General features: G+C 59.2%; 14 protein-coding genes. 9 read left to right on the forward strand and 5 right to left on the reverse strand.

What is annotated here, in order from left to right; translation table 11 throughout:
- Positions 1 to 23 precede the first annotated feature (23 nt).
- The 4 genes from ptsP to ACQ4MY_RS00555 all read left to right on the forward strand — a co-directional run bounded on the left by ptsP (position 24) and on the right by ACQ4MY_RS00555 (position 7,299).
- Positions 24 to 2,885 carry a phosphoenolpyruvate--protein phosphotransferase gene (gene ptsP, locus ACQ4MY_RS00540; protein WP_440093142.1) on the forward strand — a complete coding sequence of 954 codons (2,862 nt, stop codon included), beginning with the start codon at positions 24 to 26 and terminating at the stop codon, positions 2,883 to 2,885.
- Positions 2,885 to 3,826, forward strand: a complete 942-nt coding sequence (pfkB, locus tag ACQ4MY_RS00545; protein ID WP_440093145.1) for a 1-phosphofructokinase — start codon at positions 2,885 to 2,887, stop codon at positions 3,824 to 3,826. The genes ptsP and pfkB overlap by 1 nt, the downstream gene beginning before the upstream one ends.
- A gap of 11 nt (positions 3,827 to 3,837) precedes the next feature.
- A complete protein-coding gene (locus ACQ4MY_RS00550; protein WP_440093147.1) occupies positions 3,838 to 5,571 on the forward strand; it encodes a PTS fructose-like transporter subunit IIB in 1,734 nt (577 codons plus the stop codon).
- Between the two features lie 186 nt (positions 5,572 to 5,757).
- Positions 5,758 to 7,299, forward strand: a complete 1,542-nt coding sequence (locus tag ACQ4MY_RS00555; protein ID WP_440093149.1) for an alkaline phosphatase D family protein — start codon at positions 5,758 to 5,760, stop codon at positions 7,297 to 7,299.
- Positions 7,300 to 7,395: 96 nt separating this feature from the next.
- Here ACQ4MY_RS00555 and ACQ4MY_RS00560 read toward each other — a convergent pair whose 3' ends face one another.
- Together ACQ4MY_RS00560 and ACQ4MY_RS00565 are read right to left on the reverse strand one after the other, a co-directional pair.
- Positions 7,396 to 9,924, reverse strand: coding sequence for a PepSY domain-containing protein (locus ACQ4MY_RS00560; RefSeq protein ID WP_440093645.1), 2,529 nt, complete (start codon positions 9,922 to 9,924; stop codon positions 7,396 to 7,398).
- Between the two features lie 209 nt (positions 9,925 to 10,133).
- Positions 10,134 to 12,455 carry a TonB-dependent receptor gene (locus ACQ4MY_RS00565; protein WP_440093152.1) on the reverse strand — a complete coding sequence of 774 codons (2,322 nt, stop codon included), beginning with the start codon at positions 12,453 to 12,455 and terminating at the stop codon, positions 10,134 to 10,136.
- 207 nt (positions 12,456 to 12,662) lie between these two features.
- On the opposite strand from ACQ4MY_RS00565, the gene ACQ4MY_RS00570 reads away from it, so the two are divergent.
- The 4 genes from ACQ4MY_RS00570 to ACQ4MY_RS00585 all read left to right on the forward strand — a co-directional run bounded on the left by ACQ4MY_RS00570 (position 12,663) and on the right by ACQ4MY_RS00585 (position 17,561).
- Positions 12,663 to 13,343: a Fe2+-dependent dioxygenase gene (locus tag ACQ4MY_RS00570; protein WP_440093154.1), complete on the forward strand. Its 681-nt coding sequence runs from the start codon at positions 12,663 to 12,665 to the stop codon at positions 13,341 to 13,343.
- Entirely contained in the window at positions 13,340 to 14,092 is a 753-nt protein-coding gene (locus ACQ4MY_RS00575) for a tetratricopeptide repeat protein (protein WP_440093156.1), read from the forward strand. Before ACQ4MY_RS00570 ends, ACQ4MY_RS00575 begins: the two co-directional genes overlap by 4 nt.
- Positions 14,093 to 14,287: 195 nt before the next feature.
- On the forward strand, positions 14,288 to 16,555 hold the full coding sequence (locus ACQ4MY_RS00580; protein ID WP_440093158.1) for an alpha-xenorhabdolysin family binary toxin subunit A: 2,268 nt from the start codon (positions 14,288 to 14,290) through the stop codon (positions 16,553 to 16,555).
- Positions 16,556 to 16,667: 112 nt separating this feature from the next.
- Complete coding sequence (locus ACQ4MY_RS00585) at positions 16,668 to 17,561, forward strand: hypothetical protein (RefSeq protein ID WP_440093159.1); 894 nt, start codon at positions 16,668 to 16,670, stop codon at positions 17,559 to 17,561.
- A gap of 54 nt (positions 17,562 to 17,615) precedes the next feature.
- Here ACQ4MY_RS00585 and ACQ4MY_RS00590 read toward each other — a convergent pair whose 3' ends face one another.
- Positions 17,616 to 18,779, reverse strand: coding sequence for a type III PLP-dependent enzyme (locus ACQ4MY_RS00590; protein ID WP_008088754.1), 1,164 nt, complete (start codon positions 18,777 to 18,779; stop codon positions 17,616 to 17,618).
- Positions 18,780 to 19,357: 578 nt separating this feature from the next.
- On the opposite strand from ACQ4MY_RS00590, the gene ACQ4MY_RS00595 reads away from it, so the two are divergent.
- Positions 19,358 to 20,269, forward strand: a complete 912-nt coding sequence (locus ACQ4MY_RS00595) for a hypothetical protein (protein WP_008088752.1) — start codon at positions 19,358 to 19,360, stop codon at positions 20,267 to 20,269.
- Between the two features lie 47 nt (positions 20,270 to 20,316).
- Here ACQ4MY_RS00595 and ACQ4MY_RS00600 read toward each other — a convergent pair whose 3' ends face one another.
- Together ACQ4MY_RS00600 and ACQ4MY_RS00605 are read right to left on the reverse strand one after the other, a co-directional pair.
- The gene (locus ACQ4MY_RS00600) at positions 20,317 to 21,474 is read right to left on the reverse strand and encodes an osmoprotectant ABC transporter ATP-binding protein OsmV (RefSeq protein WP_008088750.1); all 1,158 of its coding nucleotides are present in this window, start codon (positions 21,472 to 21,474) and stop codon (positions 20,317 to 20,319) included.
- On the reverse strand, positions 21,471 to 22,124 hold the full coding sequence (locus ACQ4MY_RS00605) for an ABC transporter permease (RefSeq protein ID WP_007915307.1): 654 nt from the start codon (positions 22,122 to 22,124) through the stop codon (positions 21,471 to 21,473). Before ACQ4MY_RS00605 ends, ACQ4MY_RS00600 begins: the two co-directional genes overlap by 4 nt.
- Between the last annotated feature and the right edge of the window lie 11 nt (positions 22,125 to 22,135).

A 22,135-nucleotide genomic window follows, 5' to 3' on the forward strand; every position in this document is an offset into this window, starting at 1 on the left:
TCCGATGCCAAAAAGGAGATCGCATGCTCGAGCTCACTATAGAGCAGATATCCATGGGCCAATCGGCTGTGGATAAACCCGCCGCCCTGCAATTGCTGGCCAATCACCTGGTCGCCGATGGTCTGGTCGCCGACGGCTACCTCGCCGGATTGCAGGCCCGGGAAGCCCAGGGCTCGACCTTTCTCGGTCAAGGTATTGCCATCCCTCACGGCACCCCGGAAACCCGCGATCAGGTGTTCGCCACCGGCGTGCGCCTGATGCAGTTCCCCGAGGGCGTGGACTGGGGCGATGGCCAGATCGTCTATCTGGCGATCGGCATCGCCGCCAAATCCGACGAGCACCTGCGCCTGCTGCAACTGCTGACCCGCGCCCTCGGCGAGACCGATCTGGGCCAGGCCCTGCGTCGCGCCAGTTCTCCGGAAGCGCTGCTGAAACTGCTGCAAGGCGCGCCGCAGGAACTGGCGCTGGATGCACAGATGATCGGCCTCGGCGTGTCGGCTGACGATTTCGAAGAACTGGTCTGGCGTGGTGCGCGTCTGCTGCGTCAGGCTGATTGTGTGAGCAACGGTTTCTCGGCGGTGCTGCAACAGGTCGAAGCGCTGCCGCTGGGCGATGGCTTGTGGTGGTTGCACAGCGAACAAACCGTGAAACGCCCGGGTCTGGCGTTCGTTACCCCGGACAAACCGATGCGCTACCTCGGCCAGCCGCTCAGTGGTCTGTTCTGCCTGGCCAGCCTCGGCGAAGCGCACCAAGCGCTGCTCGAACGTCTGTGTGCGTTGCTGATCGAAGGTCGCGGCCATGAATTGGGTCGCGCCACCAGCAGCCGTAAAGTCCTTGAAGTGCTCGGCGGTGAACTGCCTGCCGACTGGCCGAGCGCACGCATTGCGCTGGCCAACGCCCATGGTTTGCACGCGCGCCCGGCGAAGATTCTCGCGCAACTGGCGAAGAGTTTTGATGGTGAGATTCGTGTGCGCATTGTCGACGGCCAAGACAGCGCCGTGTCGGTGAAGAGTTTGAGCAAGCTGCTCAGCCTCGGCGCCCGTCGTGGTCAGGTGCTGGAGCTGATTGCCGAACCGAGCATCGCTGCCGACGCCTTGCCGGCATTGCTCGCTGCTATCGAAGAAGGCCTCGGCGAAGAAGTCGAGCCGCTGCCCGCCATCAGCGAGCAACGCGAAGTCTTTGCCGACATCGCCGAAGTGGTGATTGCCCCGGCCTCTGGCACTCAGTTGCAAGCCATCCCCGCCGCGCCCGGCATTGCCATCGGCCCGGCGCATATTCAAGTGCAACAGACCATCGATTACCCAATGCGGGGCGAGTCCGCCGCCGTTGAACGCGAACGTCTCAAGCAAGCGCTCAGCGACGTGCGCAGCGACATTCAGGGCCTGATCGAGCGCAGCAAAGCCAAAGCCATCCGCGAGATCTTCATCACCCATCAGGAGATGCTCGACGACCCGGAACTCACCGACGAAGTCGACACACGCCTCAAGCAAGGCGAGAGCGCCGAAGCGGCGTGGATGGCAGTGATCGAAGCGGCGGCCAAACAACAGGAATCGCTGCAGGACGCGTTGCTCGCCGAGCGTGCGGCGGACTTGCGTGACATTGGTCGCCGCGTGCTGGCGCAACTGTGTGGCGTGCAGACCGCGAGCGAGCCTGAGCAACCGTACATTCTGGTGATGGATGAGGTCGGCCCGTCCGACGTCGCGCGGCTGGATCCGGCGCGCGTGGCGGGGATTCTCACCGCGCGCGGCGGCGCCACCGCGCACAGTGCAATCGTTGCGCGTGCGCTCGGGATTCCGGCGCTGGTCGGTGCTGGTGCGGCAGTTTTGTTGCTGGCGCCGGGCACACCGTTGCTGCTCGACGGTCAACGCGGTCGCCTGCACGTCGATGCCGATGCGGCGACCCTGCAACGCGCCACCGAAGAACGCGACACCCGCGAGCAACGCCTGAAGATTGCCGCCGAACAACGCCACCAACCGGCACACACCACCGACGGCCACGCCGTCGAAGTGTTCGCCAACATCGGCGAAAGCGCCGGCGTGATCAGCGCGGTGGAGCAGGGCGCCGAAGGCATTGGTCTGCTGCGCACCGAACTGATTTTCATGGCCCACCCGCAAGCGCCGGACGAGGCCACGCAAGAAGCTGAATACCGCCGTGTGCTCGATGGCCTCGCCGGGCGGCCGTTGGTGGTGCGCACGCTGGACGTCGGCGGCGACAAACCGCTGCCGTATTGGCCGATCGCCAAAGAAGAAAATCCGTTCCTCGGCGTGCGCGGCATTCGCCTGACCTTGCAACGTCCGCAGATCATGGAAGCGCAACTGCGCGCCCTGCTGCGGTCGGCGGATAACCGTCCGTTGCGGATCATGTTCCCGATGGTCGGCAGCGTTGAAGAATGGCGTCAGGCCCGCGACATGACCGAACGTCTGCGCCTGGAAATCCCGGTCGCCGATCTGCAACTGGGGATCATGATCGAAGTGCCGTCCGCCGCATTGCTCGCGCCGGTGCTGGCCAAGGAAGTCGACTTCTTCAGCGTCGGCACCAACGACCTCACGCAATACACCCTGGCCATCGACCGTGGTCACCCGACCCTGTCGGCGCAGGCGGACGGGTTGCACCCGGCGGTACTGCAACTGATCGACATCACCGTGCGTGCGGCCCATGCCCATGGCAAATGGGTCGGCGTCTGCGGTGAGCTGGCGGCAGATCCGCTGGCAGTGCCGGTACTGGTCGGCCTCTGTGTCGATGAACTCAGCGTGTCCGGGCGCAGCATTGCTGAAGTGAAGGCGCGCATCCGTGAACTCAGCCTGACGCAGGCGCAAACCCTTGCTCAACACGCCCTGGCCGTGGGCAGCGCCAACGAAGTGCGCGCATTAGTGGAGGCCCTGTAATGGCCAAGATTCTTACCCTGACCCTCAACCCGGCGCTCGACCTCACCGTTGAGTTGCCACGGCTGGACGCCGGTCAGGTCAATCGCAGCGACGAGATGCACACCCACGCTGCCGGCAAAGGTGTGAACGTCGCGCAGGTGCTCGCCGACCTCGGTCATCAACTGACGGTCAGTGGCTTTCTCGGCGAAGACAATCTGCAAGCGTTCGAAACCCTGTTCGCCAAGCGCGGTTTTGTCGATGCGTTTATTCGCGTACAGGGCGAGACGCGCAGCAACATCAAAGTCGCTGAACAGGATGGACGGATCACCGACATCAACGGCCCGGGGCCGGTGGTCGATGCCGTCGCGCAGCAGGCGTTGCTCGATCGTTTGGTGCAGATCGCACCGGGTCATGACGCGGTTGTTGTCGCCGGCAGTTTGCCGCGTGGCGTGACCGCGCAGTGGTTGCGTGAACTGATCGAACGGCTCAATCAGCTCGGCTTGAAAGTCGCCCTCGACTCCAGCGGCGAAGCGTTGCGCGAAGCGTTGAAAGCCAGTCCATGGCTGATCAAACCCAATACCGAAGAACTCGCCGATGCGCTCGGTTGCGAGGTGGTTTCTCACGCCGCCGAAGCGCAAGCAGCGGCGCAATTGCACGCGCAAGGCATCGAGCACGTGGTGATTTCTCACGGCGCTGATGGCGTGAACTGGTTCAGCGTCGGCTCGGCATTGCACGCCACGCCGCCGAAGGTCAGCGTTGCCAGCACGGTCGGTGCCGGTGATTCATTGCTGGCCGGCATGCTCCACGGTTTGCTCAGCGCCGACACGCCTGAACAAACCCTGCGCACGGCCACTGCGATTGCGGCGATGGCGGTGACCCAGATCGGTTTCGGCATCAACGACCGTGCGCAACTGGCGCAGCTCGAACAGGGCGTGCGCGTGCGTCCCCTGACAGAACAATAAGAGGGTTTGTCATGAAATTAGCCATTGTTACGGCTTGCCCGAACGGCATGGTCACCAGTGTGCTGTGCGCGCGATTGCTCGATGCGGCGGCGCAGCGTCAGGGCTGGAGCACCAGCGTGGAAGTGGTCGATGCGGCACACCCGGAACGCGAATTGTCGGCGGCGACGATTGCCGCGGCGGAGTGGGTTTTGTTGGTCGCAACGGGTGCGGTCGACATGACGCGTTTTGTCGGCAAGCGGGTCTTCCAGATTGCCCCGGCGCAGGCGTTGCAGGATGTTGAAGCGGTGCTGCGACGTGGTGCAGAAGAGGCATCTGTCTACGTTGCCAGCGAGGCTGAGCCGGTTGCTGATGCGTCGCGTGCCCCTCGCATCGTCGCCATCACCGCGTGCCCGACTGGTGTTGCTCACACCTTCATGGCCGCCGAAGCCTTGCAGCAAACCGCCAAGCGTCTGGGCTATGACTTGCAAGTCGAAACCCAAGGCTCGGTGGGCGCGAAAACCCCGTTGGGCGCAGCGGCGATTGCCGCAGCGGATGTGGTGTTGCTGGCGGCGGATATCGAAGTCGCTACCGAGCGTTTCGCTGGTAAGAAGATCTATCGTTGCGGCACTGGCATTGCGTTGAAGCAGTCCGAAGCGACGCTGAAAAAAGCCTTGGCCGAAGCTGTTGTGGAAAGCGCGGCGGCTGACGGCAAAGCACCAGCCAGGCAAGAGAAAACCGGCGTCTACAAACACCTGCTGACTGGCGTTTCGTTCATGCTGCCGATGGTCGTGGCGGGCGGTTTGATGATCGCGCTGTCGTTCGTGTTCGGCATCACCGCGTTCAAGGAAGAAGGCACGCTGGCAGCGGCGCTGATGCAGATCGGTGGCGAGACCGCGTTCAAATTGATGGTGCCGTTACTGGCGGGTTACATCGCTTATTCGATTGCCGACCGTCCGGGCCTGGCGCCGGGGATGATTGGTGGCTTGCTGGCGAGCACCTTGGGCGCTGGTTTTATCGGTGGCATCGTCGCCGGTTTTATTGCCGGTTATGCGGCCAAGGCGATTAGCCGTTATGTCGCTCTGCCGCAAAGTCTTGAGGCGCTGAAACCGATTCTGATCATCCCGCTGTTTGCCAGTCTGTTCACCGGTCTGGTGATGATTTACGTGGTTGGCAAACCGGTCGCCGGGATGCTGTTGGCGCTGACCAGTTTTCTCGACAGCATGGGCACCACCAACGCGATCCTGCTCGGTGTGGTGCTCGGCGGCATGATGTGCGTCGACCTCGGCGGGCCGATCAACAAAGCCGCGTATGCGTTCTCGGTGGGGCTATTGGCGTCGCAGAGTTATGCACCTATGGCGGCGACGATGGCGGCCGGCATGGTGCCGCCGATTGGTCTGGGCATTGCCACGTTTATTGCGCGGCGCAAGTTCGCGCAGACCGAACGCGAGGCGGGTAAAGCGGCGCTGGTATTGGGGTTGTGCTTTATCTCCGAAGGGGCGATTCCGTTTGCCGCGAAAGACCCGTTGCGGGTGATCCCGGCGAGCATTGCCGGCGGTGCGCTGACCGGCGCGTTGTCGATGTATTTCGGCTGCAAATTGATGGCGCCGCACGGTGGCTTGTTTGTGTTGGCGATCCCGAATGCGATCAATCATGCGCTGTTGTATCTGCTGGCGATTGTCGCCGGTAGTTTGTTGACCGCCGTCGTCTATGCCACAGTCAAACGCCCCGAAGCCGTCGAACTGGCCCTCGAACCCGCCAAGGCTTAACCGACACCACAAATCTCCTGTAGGAGTGAGCCTGCTCGCGATAGCGGTCTGTCAGTGACATGAATGTTGGCAGATATACCGATATCGCGAGCAGGCTCACTCCTACAATGGGTTCTGCGGTGTGTCTGGTGTCATGTGTGTTTCATGATGTCGTGCTTAAGTTTTCCTTTTCTCAGGGAGAACAGCATGAGCGATTTCAATCCTGGTCGTCGGCGTGTCGTGCAAGGGATTGGCGCCGGGCTGCTGCTGCCGGGGCTGGCGCCGGCGGTGATTGCTTCGGTCAAGGATCGGCCGCAACTGACCGATGGCGTGCAGTCCGGCGACCTGCAAGGCGATCGCGCGATGATCTGGAGTCGCAGCGATCGTCCCGCGCACATGGTGGTCGAGTGGGACACCCGCAGCCAGTTTCGCAACCCGCGTCGGTTGGTCTCGGCGCTCGCCGATGCCCGCAGCGACTTTACCGCCCGCGTTGAGCTCACCGGACTGCCCGCCGATCAGGCGATTTTCTATCGCGTGTATTTCAAGGACGCCCGCACCGGCGTCGCCAGCGAACCGTGGCTGGGCCACCTGCGCAGCGCACCGATGGCGCGGCGCAATATTCGTTTCGTCTGGAGCGGCGACACCGTCGGCCAAGGCTTTGGGATCAACCCGGACATTGGCGGCATGCGCATCTACGAAGCCATGCGTCTGCGCCTGCCGGACTTCTTTATCCACAGCGGCGACACCATCTACGCCGATGGCCCGGTGCCTGCTCAGCTCACCACCGAAGGCGGGCGCATCTGGCGCAACCTCACCACCGAAGCCAAGAGCAAAGTCGCGCAAACCCTCGACGATTATCGCGGCAACTATCGCTACAACCTGATGGACGAAAACATCCGCCGCTTCAACGCCGAAGTGCCGCAGATCTGGCAGTGGGACGACCATGAAGTGGTCAACAACTGGTCACCGGGCAAACAGCTCGACGAGCGTTATCAGGAGAAAGATATCCACACCCTGGTCGGTCGCGCGCGAAAAGCCTGGCTGGAATATTCACCGATGCGCCTGCAGGCCGCCGACGGTGGCGGACGGATTTATCGCAAGCTCAGTTACGGGCCGATGCTCGATGTGTTCGTGCTCGACATGCGCAGTTATCGCGGCGCCAATGACGACAACCTTGGCGCCGCGAAACCGTTCCTTGGGCGTGAGCAACTGGACTGGCTCAAGCGCGGCTTGAAGAAATCCAAAGCCCAGTGGAAGGTGATTGCCGCCGACATGCCGATCGGTTTGGGTGTGCCGGATGGCGAGGTCAGCCCGGGTGTGGCGCGCTGGGAAGCGGTAGCTAACGGTGACCCGGGACCGGCGCAGGGGCGCGAGGTGGAAATCGCCGAATTGCTCGGCTACCTGCGTGCGCAGCAGGTACGCAATTTCGTCTTCCTCACCGCCGACGTGCATTACTGCGCGGCGCATCACTATCACCCGGATCGCGCGGCGTTTCAGGATTTCGAGCCGTTTTGGGAGTTTGTCGCGGGGCCGTTGAATGCCGGGAGTTTCGGGCCCAATCCGCTGGATAAAACCTTCGGCCCTGAGGTGGTATTCGAGAAGGCGCCACCGGTGCAGAACGCATCGCCGTTTGCCGGGTTTCAGTTTTTTGGCGAGGTGAATATCGAAGGGCAGAGCGGGGAAATGAGCGTGGTGTTGCGCGATCTTAATGGTGTAGCCGTTTTCGAACAGAAGTTGCAGCCAATCTGACCGTAGGAGCTGCCGCAGGCTGCGATCTTTTGATTTTGCTTTGTGAAGATCAAGATCAAAAGATCGCAGCCTGCGGCAGCTCCTACAGGGGTTTTTTCAGTAGACGTCGCGACGGTAGCGGCCCTGTTCGATCAGGCGCTCGACTTCGGTGCTGCCGAGAACGTCGTTGAGTACCTGGTCCACGCCTGAGGCCATGCCTTGCAGGCTGCCGCAGATGTAGATCACGGCACCGTCAGCCAACCATTTTTTCAATTCGTCAGCCGACTCACGCAAGCGATCCTGCACATAAATCTTCTCCGCCTGATCGCGCGAAAACGCCAGATCCAGCCGTTGCAGATCACCATTGATCAACCACTCTTCCAGCTCCGCGCGGCAGAGGAAATCGTGCTCGCGATTGCGCTCACCAAACAGCAACCACTGGCGTTGCTGGCCGTCGGCAATCCGTGCCTTGAGCAAACTGCGCAGCCCGGCCAGACCTGTGCCGTTGCCCAAAAGAATCATCGGCACTGGCTCGTTCGGCAGGTGGAAACCACTGTTGCGGCGCACGCGCAAGCTGATGGCGCCACCAACCGGCGCATGCTCGGTCAACCAGCCGGAACCGATGCCGAGGCTGCCATCGGCATGCTGTTCCTGACGTACGATCAGCTCCAGCACACCGTCGGCGGCAATCGAGGCGATCGAGTATTCACGCATGGCCAGCGGCACCATCGCGTCGACCAGCGACTGTGCGTGTAGCCCGACCAGATGCGCGCGGTGCTCAGGCAATTGACGCGAAGCCAGTGCGACTTCCAGCGGCTCGTCGAGGCCGTTGATTTTCACCGTGGTCTCGCCACGAATACCCAGGCCGTCGAGGAAATGTTCGATGGCCCACGGGCAGTTGCGGGGCAGCACTTCCACCAGGTCACCGGCCATCCAGCTGCTGGTGTTCGGGGCGCTCAGGCCCAACAGATAAACCGGCGAACCGCTGCTGTCCGGGTTCAGCAGTTCGCGGCGTGTCAGCGTCCAGTTGTCGTAGCTCGGCGCCTGCCAGGTATCGACCGGCGCTTGTCCGGTGAGCAGACCAAGTTGTGTCTGCCAGTGACGCAGCGCGTAGGGATCGCCACTGTCGACTTCCACCGGCGCAAACAATGTCTTGCCGCCGTGTTCACTCAGCCATTGATGCAGGCGTTTGGCGAAGCCGCAGAAGTGCTGATACTGACGATCGCCAAGCCCGAGCACGGCGTAGTTCAGGCTGTCGAGTGTCGAGGCCTTGCCCAGCACTTTGCGCTCGAAGCCACGGGCGCTATCTGGCGCTTCGCCGTCGCCGAAGGTGCTGACCACGAACAGCGCATTGTTCGACTCACGCAGATCCTGCTCGCTGACATTCGCCAGCGGCTGCACCTTCACCGGCAAACCGGCGGCCTGCAATTGTCCGGCGGTTTGCCAGGCCAATTGCTCGGCAAAACCGCTTTGACTGGCAAAACCGATCAGCCACGCCGATGCATCGTCGGCCGGTTGCTCGAGACCTTTGCGCGCGTCCTTGATCTGCTTTTTCTTGCGCCGACGATCGAGGTACAGCAGCCAGCCGGTGATGAAAAACAGCGGCATGCACACCGCCGCGAGGGTGACGATGATCCGCCCGATCAGGCCGAAATAGCTGCCGACGTGCAGCGCATAAATGCTGGTCAGCAGTTGCGCCTTGAAGCTCTTGTCGGCGTAACGGTCGACACGTTTGACGATGCCGGTGGCCGGGTCGAGAGTGATCTGGTTCAGCGCGCGTTCATGCGGCGAGCTTTCCAGCAGATAGAACACTGTTGCCGGTTGGCCAGCCACGGCCGGCATGCGGATGTTGTACGCCGACAGGCCTGGGCCGGCGGCGCTGTAGATGCTGCTCCACATCGCCGCGTAATCGGCAGTTGGCGCCGGGCCTTGCGGTGCCGGGCCACGACCGCCGCGCACGCGCTCGTTTTGCGGCGCGTCGGAAAGCAGTTTGGTCAGGCCCTTGTTGTACCACTCGTACGACCACGACAACCCGGTCAACGCCAGCAGCAGATAGACCAACAGGCACCAGGTGCCGGCCACCGAGTGCAAATCCCAGTTGAAGGCGCGGCCGTTTTTCTTCCAGTCCAGCGTCAGCCACACGCGCCAGCTGTTCCACTGGCGCGGCCAGCGCAGGTACAGACCGGAGAGGCAGAAAAACAGCAGGATCAGCGTGCAGGCGCCGGTGATGTTGCGGCCGGTATCGCCCATCGCGAGGAAGCGGTGCAGTTGCAGCATCAGGCCGAAGAAGTCCTGGCCGACGGCATCACCCATGAACTCGCCGGTGTACGGATCGAAGTAGCGCATCTCGCCGCGACGCTCACCCTTGGGCGGGGTGAAGAACACTTTCGCTGCGCTGCCGCTGTCGGTCTCGACCCAGAGCATCGACACGGTCTTGCCGGAGGTGGCTTCGATGCGCTCGACCAGTTCGACCGGCGGGAGGACGCCGGCGACTTGTTTTTCCACCTGCAGGACGGAGGGATTGATCGCCCGCAGGATTTCATCCTGAAACGAATAGGCCGCGCCGGTGATGCCCATCAGGGCCAGCACCAGGCCTGCGGTGATGCCAAAAAACCAGTGCAACTGGAACAGGGTTTTCTTCAACACGTCACTCGCCGTCCATTCGGAAATTGTCTTCACGGCGCGCATTATGCCGTGGGTTATCGAGAAGCGTTCTTTATTACGCAGAAAAGCCCCGTTCAACTGAATGAACGGGGCCGACTGTTTTTGCAGGAGCTGCCGAAGGCTGCGATCTTTTGATTTTGCTTTTAAAGATCAGGATCAACAGATCGCAGCGTGCCGCAGCTCCTACAGGGTCAGAAGTGGAAGTTGGTGCTCAACAGTGCCGTACGGCCCGCCGCCTGGTTGGCGAAGTGGGTCGAGAAGGCTTTGTCGTAGTAGTTTTCGTTGGTCAGGTTCTGCACGTTGAGTTGCAGGTCGACGTTCTTGGTCAGCTTGTACGCGGCCATCGCGTCATAACGAACATACGAGTCAACCATGGTGGTATTGGCCACGCTGCCGAACACGTCATCCACGTAGAACGCACCACCACCGATGGTCAGCTTCGGCGTGACTTGGTAAGTGGTCCACAGGCTGGCGCTGTTCTTCGGTGTGTTAGGCAGTTCGTTGCCGTCGTTGGCGCGGCCCAGTGGACCACCGTCGACTTGCTCGCTGTCCATGTAGGCGTAGCCGGCGAACACTTGCCATTTGTCAGTGATCTTGCCGCTGGCCGACAGTTCGACACCTTGCACACGGGTCTTGCCGGCGTTTTCGTACGACGAGGTGTCGACTTGCACGCGAGCGTTTTCTTTCTCGGTGCGGAAGATGTCAGCGGTCAGCGACAGGCGATCATTGAGCAGGTCCCACTTGGTGCCGATTTCGTAGTTCTTGGTGGTTTCCGGCTCCATGTCACTGCTCAGCAGGTTGCCGGCACGATCAGTGCTGCCGCCCAACGGGTTGCCTTCCTGACCTTCGCCCAGGGTGTTGCCCGGTGGCGTGGCGGAGGTGGCGTAAGACGCATAAATGCTGCCGTTTTCCGCTGGCTTATAAACCACGCCGAACTGACCGGTGACGAACTCGCTGGTGTCAGCACCCTTCGAAGTGGTGGTGCCGGCGTTGGTGTAAGTCTTGTAGCCGGTTTCGAAATGGTCGTAACGCAGGCCCATGTTCACCAGCCATTGCTCGGACAGCTCCAGGGTGTCGAACGCATACAGTGCGTAAGTATCGGACTGGGTGTCGGTGCCGGCGTAGTTGCGCGAGATCGCACCGTTCCACGGATCGTTCGGGTTCGGATTCGACAGCGACGTGCAGTTGTAGTTACTCGACGCGCCGATCATCGACGGCGTGCAGTTGCTGCTCGATGGCACGTTGGTGGTGCGCGGCGTGGTGTCGACGTTGACGTTGTACGAGGACTTCTGGCTTTCCTCACGGGTGTATTCAACACCGGTGGAGAAGCTGTTCTTGAAGCCGGCGACGTAGAAGTTGCCGAACAGGTCAGTCTGGTTGGTGGTGGTCTCGGTGTTGCTCACGCGCGTATTCGCACGGCGCCAGACCGTGCCGTTGTTGACGTTGCCCTTGCTGTCGTCCGGCTGGGTGAGGATGTAATCCTGCATGCTGGTGCCGTGACGCAGGGTGTTCTTGATCGTCAGCGAGTCGCTCAAGTCATGTTCGATGGCGAAGGTCGCGGTGTCGGTGCGGCCCTTGCGGAAATCGCGATCCAGACCGTAGAAATTGCTGTGGTCACCGCCAGCGTAAGGTTTGTCCGGGTTGGACTTGGTGCGTGCCGCGGAGCCACCGGTTGGAATGGTGTAAGGGATGCCCGAATCCGGGGTGTCGTTGCTTTCGAGATGGTAGTAATCGAGGTTGACGCGGGTGTCGGTGCCCAGGCCAAAGGCCAAGGACGGGGCGATACCCCAACGGTCGTAATCGACCTTGTCGCGACCGGCGACATTGCTCTCGTGGCTCATCAGGTTCAGACGGCCAGCCGCGGTGTCGCTGAACTGGTAGTTGCCGTCGAGGGTGTAACGCTGGGTCTGGTCGGAGCCCCAGGTGAAACCACCGTCGAACGAGTTGCCCAGGTGGGCTTTCTTGCTCACCAGGTTGATGCTGCCGCCCGCTGCGCCACGACCACCGATGGCGGAGTTCGGGCCCTTGCTGACTTCAATGTTTTCCACGGCGAAGATTTCGCGGCTCTGCGAACCGGTGTCGCGCACCCCGTCGAGGTAGGTGTCGCCCTGCGCGTCGAAACCACGAATGAACGGACGGTCGCCCTGTGGGTTGCCGCCTTCACCGGCGCCGAAGGTGATGCCCGGCACGGTGCGCAGCGCGTCCTGCATATTCAGGGCGCCGGTGTCTTTGAGCACTTGTTGCGGAATTACGGTAACCGAACGCGGCGTGTCGACCAGCGGCGCGGTGTACTTGGGCGAGGAGGCTTTTTCGACCTGGTAGGACGTCGCGTCCTGCGCTTCGCCGGTGATGGCGGTGGCGTCCAGGGCGATGGCATTGCCGGAGGCTTTGCTGTCGGTCTTTTCGGCAGCGAACACCATGTGGCCAGCGGAGCCGGCGGTAATCGCTACACCGATTGCAGAGGCGAGCAGACGTGGTGAACTGACCGGTAATTGTGCGTGTTGACGTGCCATTTTTATTCCCCTCCCCAAGGATTTGAGGCGGCGGAATATAGGGTAAACACGTATTCGTATCAATTGCGAAACATTGTTATTCGCACTGAATTTACATTCTTTACAATTTAACCTTACGGTTTCTGCCAGTTCATTCGTCTCCCGGGTTTTACACGGCCAATAAGAATCAATACCATTGCCGCCTCTTTGCCATCAGGTGACATCGCCATGCTGCTGCACATCCCCGCACTGTTCGCGAAAGAAGAAGTGCAGCGCATTCGCGAAGCTCTGGAGCAGGCCGATTGGGCCGATGGCAAGATCACCGCGGGCTTTCAGTCGGCCAAAGCCAAGCACAATCTTCAGTTGCCTGAAGGTCATCCGCTGGCCAAGGAAATCGGCGCGGCGATGCTTGAACGGCTGTGGAAAAATCCGCTGTTCATGTCTGCCGCACTGCCGCACAAAGTCTTCCCACCGTTGGTGAACTGTTACACGGCCGGCGGCAGTTTCGACTTCCATATCGACAACGCTGTGCGCCAGCCCAAGGGCAGCATCGAGCGGGTGCGTACCGATCTGTCGGCGACGCTGTTCTTCAGCGAGCCTGAGGATTACGAAGGTGGCGAACTGGAGATCCAGGACACCTACGGCACCCAACAAGTGAAATTGCCCGCCGGCGACATGGTCTTGTACCCCGGCACCAGCCTGCACAAAGTCAATGCGGTCACTCGCGGCGCGCGTTATGCGTCGTTCTTCTGGACGCAAAGCCTGGTGCGCGAAGACAGCCAGCGCGCTTTGCTGTTCGAGATGGACGGAGCAATCCAGCAACTCACCCAGGACATGCCCGATCACCCTTCGCTGATTCGCTTAACCGGTACTTATCACAACCTGCTGCGTCGCTGGGTTGAGGTATGAGTTTTCTATTGCGTCGCGAGGAAGTCCTCGACGGCGAGCAACTCAGCGCCATGCTCACTGAAAGTCCGGCCCGTGCGGCCCAAGCTATTTTGCTGGCAGCGGGCGAGGGCGAGGTTGAAGCGCAGGCATTGCTCGGGCAAATCCTGCTGGACGGCCAGGGTATCGCGCAGGACCCGCCGCTGGCGCTGCGCTGGTTCGGCATCGCCGCCGGACGCGGGCACCTGATGGCGCGCAACATGCTCGGTCGTTGTCATGAGCATGGCTGGGGGTGTGTCGCCGATGCCGGGGTTGCCGCGCAGCATTATCGAGTCGCGGCGCAGGCAGGGCTGGATTGGGCGATGTACAACCTGGCCAATCTCTTGGCGACCGGGCGCGGCGTGGCGGTCGATCAGCCGCAAGCATTGGCGCTTTATCGCCAGGCCGCCGAGTCCGGACACGCCAAGTCGATGAACCTGCTCGGGCGTTATCTTGAAGAGGGACGCCATTGTCGCGCGGACCCTGCCGCAGCCTTCGACTGGTATCGCCGCTCGGCGCAGGCCGGCGACTTCCGTGGCCAGTTCAGTTATGCCAGCGTGCTGGCCGAGCGCTCACAGATTGAAGAGGCGTCAGGCTGGTACCGCAAGGCGATGTTCGGGGGGCATGCTGCGTTTCTCGGCGTGGCTGCCCAGACTTTGGAGAGCGCAGCACACCCGGCCATTCAGGCATTGGCTCAAGAGTATAAAGAGCGCGCAGGGCACATCAGCGTCTAGTTGAATTCAAGGCGCTGTTCGCAAGTGTCGAGTCGTATGTCCAGTTGTTAGTATTCTTTATAAATATATTGAAGGCATGAAACGCTTTTTTTAACTGCGGCTTTTATGTTTAAGTCTGTCTGGCAAGTTTAAGTTCTTACGGGTTCTGACTTGTTTTTGATTTTACTTAACTTAAAACTGATTAAAGGAATGATCATGTCTTCTTCCAGCTTATGGGGCGATGCCCTGAATAATGCCTCGCCTGAACAAGTTATGCAGATGGCGGCAGCGGCGCCAAAGTTACTAAGTGACGCATCGACGTCGGATGGCGATGATGTAGTACGCGACAGAGGGTTGCTCCTCACTAAAAAGCAGATCATTGATTTGCGTAAATATGAAGCAGCCGGCCTGGCGCTGCCGCATACCCTGAAGGATGTCGAAGATTATCTGCGCTATGGCGCGGGGCAGAACGGCGGCCCAGGGTTGAATCCGACAGATTTCCTCTCGACCTTTGTAAACACCCGCAACCACGCAAGACGCTGGTCGCCGCTGCGTGAACGCATCATGATGACCGGGCAGGGGCTGAAGAGCTTTGCCAGCAGCATGCTCAATTATGGCAAGGCGATTCAGGAAGTCTTGAGCGACGATGATTCGGTCGCGTTCCTCAAGAAAAACAAGATTAAAACACTTGCCCAGCTTAAAGCACTCGAAATTGAATTGGGTGACAAGTTTCCGGATATTGAAATTGATCCGGATACCGTCGCGACGTTGGGCTATTACCTGCAGCGAATATTCGAGCGGATCAATAAAAACCTCAGCGATGTGCAAGGCATCAAGAATGACCTGGACCTATTTGGTTATGATCTGCGCGAGCATGTCCTGCCCAGTATAAAACTCAGGGTCGGTTTGATCGACAGCAGTTCGTTGGCAGCAGATATCAAGGTATTGAAGAACGACATCGATAATCGTGCCAAAGAAATCGATATCAAAAACACTGAATACAAGGCCGCTGTTCAGGAGGCATTGAAGTCTGCCGCCGGGATGAACATCGTGGGCCTGGCCATGGCTATCTACATGGGGGTGGAGGCGGAAAATATTCGTGCTGCACGCAAAGCGTTGTATGCCGAACAGGAACGGGATATCCAGGTGTTGGCGAGCAAGAACCAGACACTCGGTTCTCTTGCCCGCGTCAAACATGACCTGCAAAGTCTGATGATCGTGGCCATCGATGCCGACATCGCTACGCAGAACCTGATGCATGTCTGGAAAAGCCTCTACCTGCACATTTCCAACTCGGTCGCTGCGATGGGCCGTGTCAACGATGCCTTGAGCCTGCGGGTCTTCGGTACCGAGTTCGAAGAAGTCGTGCTGCCATGGAAAGCCATCGAGACCGACTCGGACAAGCTTATTCAGGTCTTCAAAGAGGCTGATGAAGAATACGAGCGCAACTATTCGTTCAGCACGCGAACCTCGCGTGTGATCAGTCTCAGCGCGACAGTGAGCTATCCGCCTGTGGACATGGCCACCCTGGCCGCCACTGTCGAACAGATGCGTGAAGCTCGCACTCAGGCAGAAGTCTTGAAGACTAAACTGGGTTACCTGCCCGATCTGTTCGACCGCTTCAAGCGCACTGTGAGTGGCATGGGGCAATGCCAAAACCAATTGCAGGATTCGGCCCAGACCGGAGTGAATGATCTGCAAAACAGCCTGCGACGTCTCGCCCGCAACGAGAAGGATCGGTTGAAAGAAACCGATCCTGAGGTCATTGAAGAAATCGACGATGAGCGCAAGGATATTTTGCGTTCGATTTCCTCTGCCATGACCAGGCAGGCAACTCTGGTGCGTAACGCCTTGCGCAATATTGATGCACGGTTTGATATGCGCCTGACGCAGGCTTACATCGCCGATTTCCAGCGCGACGCTCTCGTGGCCGATGCAGAAATTGCGCAGCTGGACAGCAAACTTGCAGAGCTTGCGGCTGATCGAAAGGTCATCATTGACGGGGTCAATCTGCTGGAAAAAAGCGGTATCGAGAATCTGGGCAAGGACGTTGAGCTGACCATCGCCAAGATCACCGAACTGGGCCTCGCTCCGCCGGAAATCAAACTGGTGATGGCGGCCATCGACCAACTGAAGCGAACCCTTATTGGCATTAGTGAGTCTGTGCGCTTCCTGGACATGGTGCGTGAGAGCGACAAGCTGAAGCTGAAAATCGATGGCTTGCAGGCCGAGATTGAACGCGAGCGCGCAGGTATCCGTGATTCGCAAGGCAAGGTCACTTACCTGAAGGCCATTCACGCCATGGAAGACTGTCGCGCCGAATATGCCGCCACCTACCGTCCTGCCGTGAATGCTTTTGAGCAGTTGCGCGATGCAATCGATGTCGACGTGTCGGACGACTGTGATGCACTCAGTGCCGCGTTGAAACAGCATGCGCCACTGTTTATCGCTTTCCTTAATCCGCTGTCCGTTCCGCAGCGCTGAGTCTGCCGGTAGGCGTGCTCTGCATTTGTTGTGATATCAGAGTCCGGCGCAGGATTGCCGATGGGCACGGTTCCATCGGCAATGAAAGTACGATCAGACTAAGGAGAGGCTGATGCTTGAATATTTACTGGCAGAAAAAAACTTCGCTGCATTGAAGCAGTACGTGAAGTTTCTGCAGGATCTACCCCCTGCCTTGCAGGAAATGACGGAGTTTACTGAAATCTTCGAACGGCAAAAGCACATCATGGTGCCGCCGCCGAATGTTCAAAGCCTGAGGCAGGCTGCACAAACCAGTGAAATGTGTTGGCGGGCGATACAGGTGGCCACACCGGCGCTCGGCAGCCATTCTGCGCAGGTGTTGCGTGAGATTTTTGCCTTTATCGAAGAGTTTCAGGCAGTCGTTTCAAAGGCCGACAATCGCCGAAAGACGATCATCACGATCGATCCGCGGCAATTTTCACTGGTGAGGTCGCCTGCCTGGGGCAATGCACCTGCCGAAAGCATCATCGATGTGCTGCGCGAAATGGATCGCCGGCTTGAGCAATATCGGGGCATGGTGCTCAATTTCAAAACCCGGGTGATCGGACTGGCCGAGTCGATCCACGGCATCTTCGTGCGTTTCATCGAGTGCCTGACGATGCCGATATGCACGTGCGATAAACCGATCCCCAAGATCGAGGCCTATTACAGTCTGGGTAAAATCGGTCTGCCCGGCACGACTTATGAGCCAGGCCGGTTGTATTCGCAGGAGGAGCGAATCGCGCAGTCCAAAGAACATGTCGAGTTTCTGTTCAACCTGCGCCGACGCGCTGCCAGTGCGGCGAACAACCTCAGCGATTTCTGCTATCGGATGTCGTGCATGCTGGATGAAGCGCAACAGATGCTTCGAAACCATTATCCGGCGATGACGATGGCGCGGGCGAAATCTGCGCTGCCGATGCTCAAGGGGCCGTTGAACGATGTGCAAAGCATGTCGGACCAACTGGGCAAATTGCCCCGGCTGTAACGCATAAAAAAGCCCATGACAGGTCATGGGCTTTTTGCGTTACGGGTAAGACGCTTACACGTAATACGACTTCAGCGGCGGAAAGCCGTTGAACTCGACCGCGCTGTAACTGGTGGTGTACGCACCGGTCGACAGCCAGTACAGACGATCACCGATCGCCAGGTTCAGCGGCAAACCGTACTTGTAGTTTTCGTACATGATGTCGGCGCTGTCGCAAGTCGGGCCGGCGATGACCACTTCTTCCATCTCGCCTTTCTTCTCGGTCCAGATCGGGAACTTGATCGCTTCGTCCATGGTTTCGATCAGGCCGGAGAACTTGCCCACATCGGTGTACACCCAGCGCTCGACGGCAGTACGCGATTTGCGCGCAACCAGCACCACTTCGCTGACCAGAATACCGGCGTTGGCGATCAACGAACGGCCTGGCTCGAGAATGATTTCCGGCAGATCATCACCGAAGTCTTCCTTGAGGAAGCGGATGATTTCTTCGGCGTAGGTTTCCAGGCTGTTGGTGCGGGTGATGTAGTTGGCCGGGAAGCCACCGCCCATGTTGATCAGCTTGAGATGGATGCCGTCTTCTTCTTTCAGGCGTTCGAAGATCACTTTGACCTTGGCGATCGCCGCGTCCCAGACGCTGATGTCGCGCTGCTGCGAACCGACGTGGAAGGAGATGCCGTATGGCACCAGGCCGAGGTCGCGGGCGAGGATCAGCAGGTCCATGGCCATGTCGGTCTGGCAGCCGAATTTGCGCGACAGCGGCCAGTCAGCCGTGGTCGAGCCTTCGGTGAGGATGCGCACATAAACTTTCGAACCCGGCGCAGCCTTGGCGATGTTGCGCAGGTCGGCTTCGGAGTCGGTGGAGAACAGACGTACGCCCTTCTCGTAGAAGTAGCGGATGTCCTTGGATTTCTTGATGGTGTTGCCGTAGCTGATACGGTCGGCGCTGACGCCGCGATCCATCACTTTGTCCAGCTCATAGATCGAGGCGATGTCGAAGCTCGAGCCTTTCTCTTTGAGCAGGTCGATGATCTCGACGGCCGGGTTGGCCTTGACCGCGTAGTAGACCTTGGCGAATTCGAAACCGGCGCGCAGGTCATCGTAGGCCTGGCTGATCATCGCGGTGTCGATCACCACGAACGGGGTTTCCTGTTTGTCGGCGAACGCCTTCATTTTGTCAAAAGTGGCGCGCGCGAAATAATCTTCGACCTGGATCGACATGCTAGGGAGCTCCTATGGCAAACGTGTAAAAACAATGGGTGCAAATGAACGTCCTCCGTATCCCCACTTTGGTTCGCCTACTTCCCAAGGCATGTCGCCGAAAGCAAAAAGGCCATGGGTGCGTTGCTGCCCTTGGCCTTGCTGTCTCGTCGTCAGTACTTGAGCCGGATGGATCGTTTCCAGCATGGACGTTCGGCGCGAACTTTAGGGCGTGAGGGGCCTGAGATCAACAAAAAATGTCGCATTTCTGCACGCTTCCGTCGTGCGGTCTTCCCTGACTCCTGATGTAACCGACCGAGATGACAGAAGGATGTTCCCCTCGCAGGATTCTTTCCTTCCGCCAGCATCCTCAAGCTCGCGTAATAACGGCCCTTGAAGTTTATTTCGAAAAAGTATCAATGACGCTGTTAAGACTGTCATTTCTGACAGGTGTTTATTGTTCTTTATATCCCTAAGGTAGGCACCGGTAACTCTCTTTTAACCAAGTGCAAGCAAGCGTGCCGGCAACTTTAAAGTTATCCGCACCCACGTGCCCGTGCGCTGCTGATTTGTCGAAATATCACGTCGGGGATCAAAGGATGAAAAGAATAAGTGCGTTATTGATTGCGCTGACCCTGTCCGGTTGCGCAACACATGAAGTACCGCAGGAACAGCCGACACTCGTCACTGCTTCAGCGCCGATCAACGTGAGAGCCAATGGCACCGGCCCGGAGATCGCGGCTTACTTGACCAAGGCTTACAACGACACGGCGACCCTGTGTAAAAATCGTCCGTCAGCCCCAGCGTTTCTGTGCTCTGGCGTACTCTTGCGTGCTACGAACCATTCTGCCAGTTACCGATTCTGGGATCCGAACCCCCAGTCGACCGGCGTTTCGTTTTCCTTCCTCCGTACCGATGCAAATTTCAACAAGTTGGTGTTTGGTTATAAAAACGGCTTTATTTTCTATCCATTGTTTTTCTCTCCGGTGGGTAAGGTCTACCCAACGGTCTTATGTTTCTTTCCGGTCGATGCGGGTGCCGACTTGCGCGATGATCAAGGCTGTGGAGTACAAGTGGCTTATCCTGTCGTTGGCAAACCATGCCAGTCCCAAGGTATTAACACCGCCGCCCAATATATTGATCACTACAACAAGTCGACGGTGAAGTATGGAAGCCTGTGCGGATTTAATGTGCGCGATAGCTTAAATGAAGGGGCAACCACTGCATTTAACGAGGCGCTCAAGGCGCAGGGCATGGGCGGCACCTTTGCTTTCAATACGCAAAACGAATTCCGCATGGGTAAATGGGCTCAGGGCCTGGGTAAAACCTTGCCGATCGAAGCGGTTTTTTACATCAGTGATTCTGGCAAGGCCTCGGCCCAGGCCGATCAGAAGGATTTCAAGACCCACACCGATATCTGGATTCCGGTGATCAAAATCACCCTGCCCCAAACGCCCACCGAAAAAGCCAAGTTCGAGTTTTTCGCGGCCGACCAGGCCATTACCTCCTGAACGAACAACCGGGCCATTCTCCGTGGAGACTGGCCCGGTTCGCCGTATCAGGCCAGCGCCGTCTCTGCTGGCGAGACAATGCTGGTTTTACCCCCTCGGGATTTACCCGAGCTCAGGTACTCGGCAATCGACTCCTGCGTCACCTCACCGAGGAACACGCGCTCGGCGTCCATCACTGGCAACCACGAACGATTGAACTCGTACATGCGTGACAACAGAATGCGCAAATGCTCGTCGTAGGCGGCCGTGGCGTTGAACTCGCGCAAGTACTGCGCGCACGTGCCGGTCTGACGGTGCAGGTCGCGACGGCGCACATAACCCAGCGCCTTGTTCTCGGCACAGGTGACCACCACATAGCGACGGTCATGCTCGTCCATCAATTCCAGCGCATCGGCCACCGGGGTTTCCGGGCTTACTGACGGCGCGTTGTCCGCCGCGTCTTCTGCTTTGACCAACAGCAGGCGCTTGAGCGTACTGTCCTGACCCACAAAGTTGCTGACAAAGTCGTCCGCCGGGTGCGCGAGCAGCGTGTCCGGATGATCGATCTGCAGCAGTTTACCGGCGCGGAAAATCGCGATCTTGTCGCCGAGCTTGATCGCTTCGTCGATGTCGTGGCTGACCATGATCACGGTCTTGTTCAGCGCGCGCTGCATCTCGAAGAATTCGTTCTGGATCATCTCGCGGTTGATCGGGTCGACCGCACCGAACGGTTCGTCCATCAACAGCAGCGGCGCGTCAGCGGCCAGTGCACGGATTACGCCGATGCGCTGTTGCTGACCACCGGACAATTCGCGCGGGTAGCGATGCAGATACTGCTTGGGCTCCAGCTTGATCATGCTCATCAATTCGCGGGCGCGGTCGTGGCATTTCTGTTTGTCCCAGCCGAGCAGTTTCGGCACGACGACGATGTTCTCTTCGATGGTCATGTTCGGGAACAGACCGATCTGCTGGATCACGTAGCCGATGTTGCGACGCAGGGTCACTTCGTCGAGATCAGTGGTGTCCTCACCGTTGATGAGGATCTTGCCCGAGGTCGGTTTGATCAGGCGGTTGATCATCTTCAGCGTGGTGCTTTTGCCGCAACCCGATGGCCCGAGGAACACACAGATTTCGCCTTCATTGACGGTCAGGCTTACCGAGTCCACGGCTTTGACATCTTTGCCGTTGCTTTGGAAAGTTTTGCTGAGGTTTTGAAGTTCGATCATTTGAGCAGTCCTTTTGGAGTCAACGAGCGTTGCAGCCATTGGAGAAACAGGTCAGCGAAAATGGCCAGAAGACTGACCAGCAGTGCGCCGACGATCAGCATCGACATGTCACTGCGGCTGATGGAAGCGAGGATCAACACACCGAGGCCACCGGCGCCGATGGTCGCGGCGATGGTCATCACGCCGATGTTCATCACCACGGCGGTGCGCACGCCAGCGAGGATCACCGGCACGGCGATCGGCAATTCAACCATGCGCAGGCGCTGGCCGAAGGTCATGCCGATGCCGCGTGCGGCTTCACGAATACCGGGTTCTACGCCGGTGAGGGCGAGGTAGGTGTTGCGCATGATCGGCAGCAATGAATAAAGAAACACGGCGGTGATCGCCGGCATTGGGCCTAGGCCTTGGCCGAACTTGGAGTAGAACGGCAGCAGCAGACCGAAGAGAGCAATCGACGGCACGGTCAGCAGCACCGTGGCGCTGGCCTGCAGGGGACCGGCGAGGGTCGGAAACCGCGTCATCAAAATGCCCAGCGGCACGCCAACGACAATCGCCAGGGTCACGGCGATGCCGACGAGGGTGATGTGCTGCCAGGTCAGGTGCATCACCTGCTGCCAGTCGAGGTGGGAAAAGGCGTTCAGAAATTCCATGACTTTTCCTC

The organism is Pseudomonas sp. SM4, from assembly GCF_051913165.1.
In the GTDB taxonomy this organism is placed as follows: domain Bacteria; phylum Pseudomonadota; class Gammaproteobacteria; order Pseudomonadales; family Pseudomonadaceae; genus Aquipseudomonas.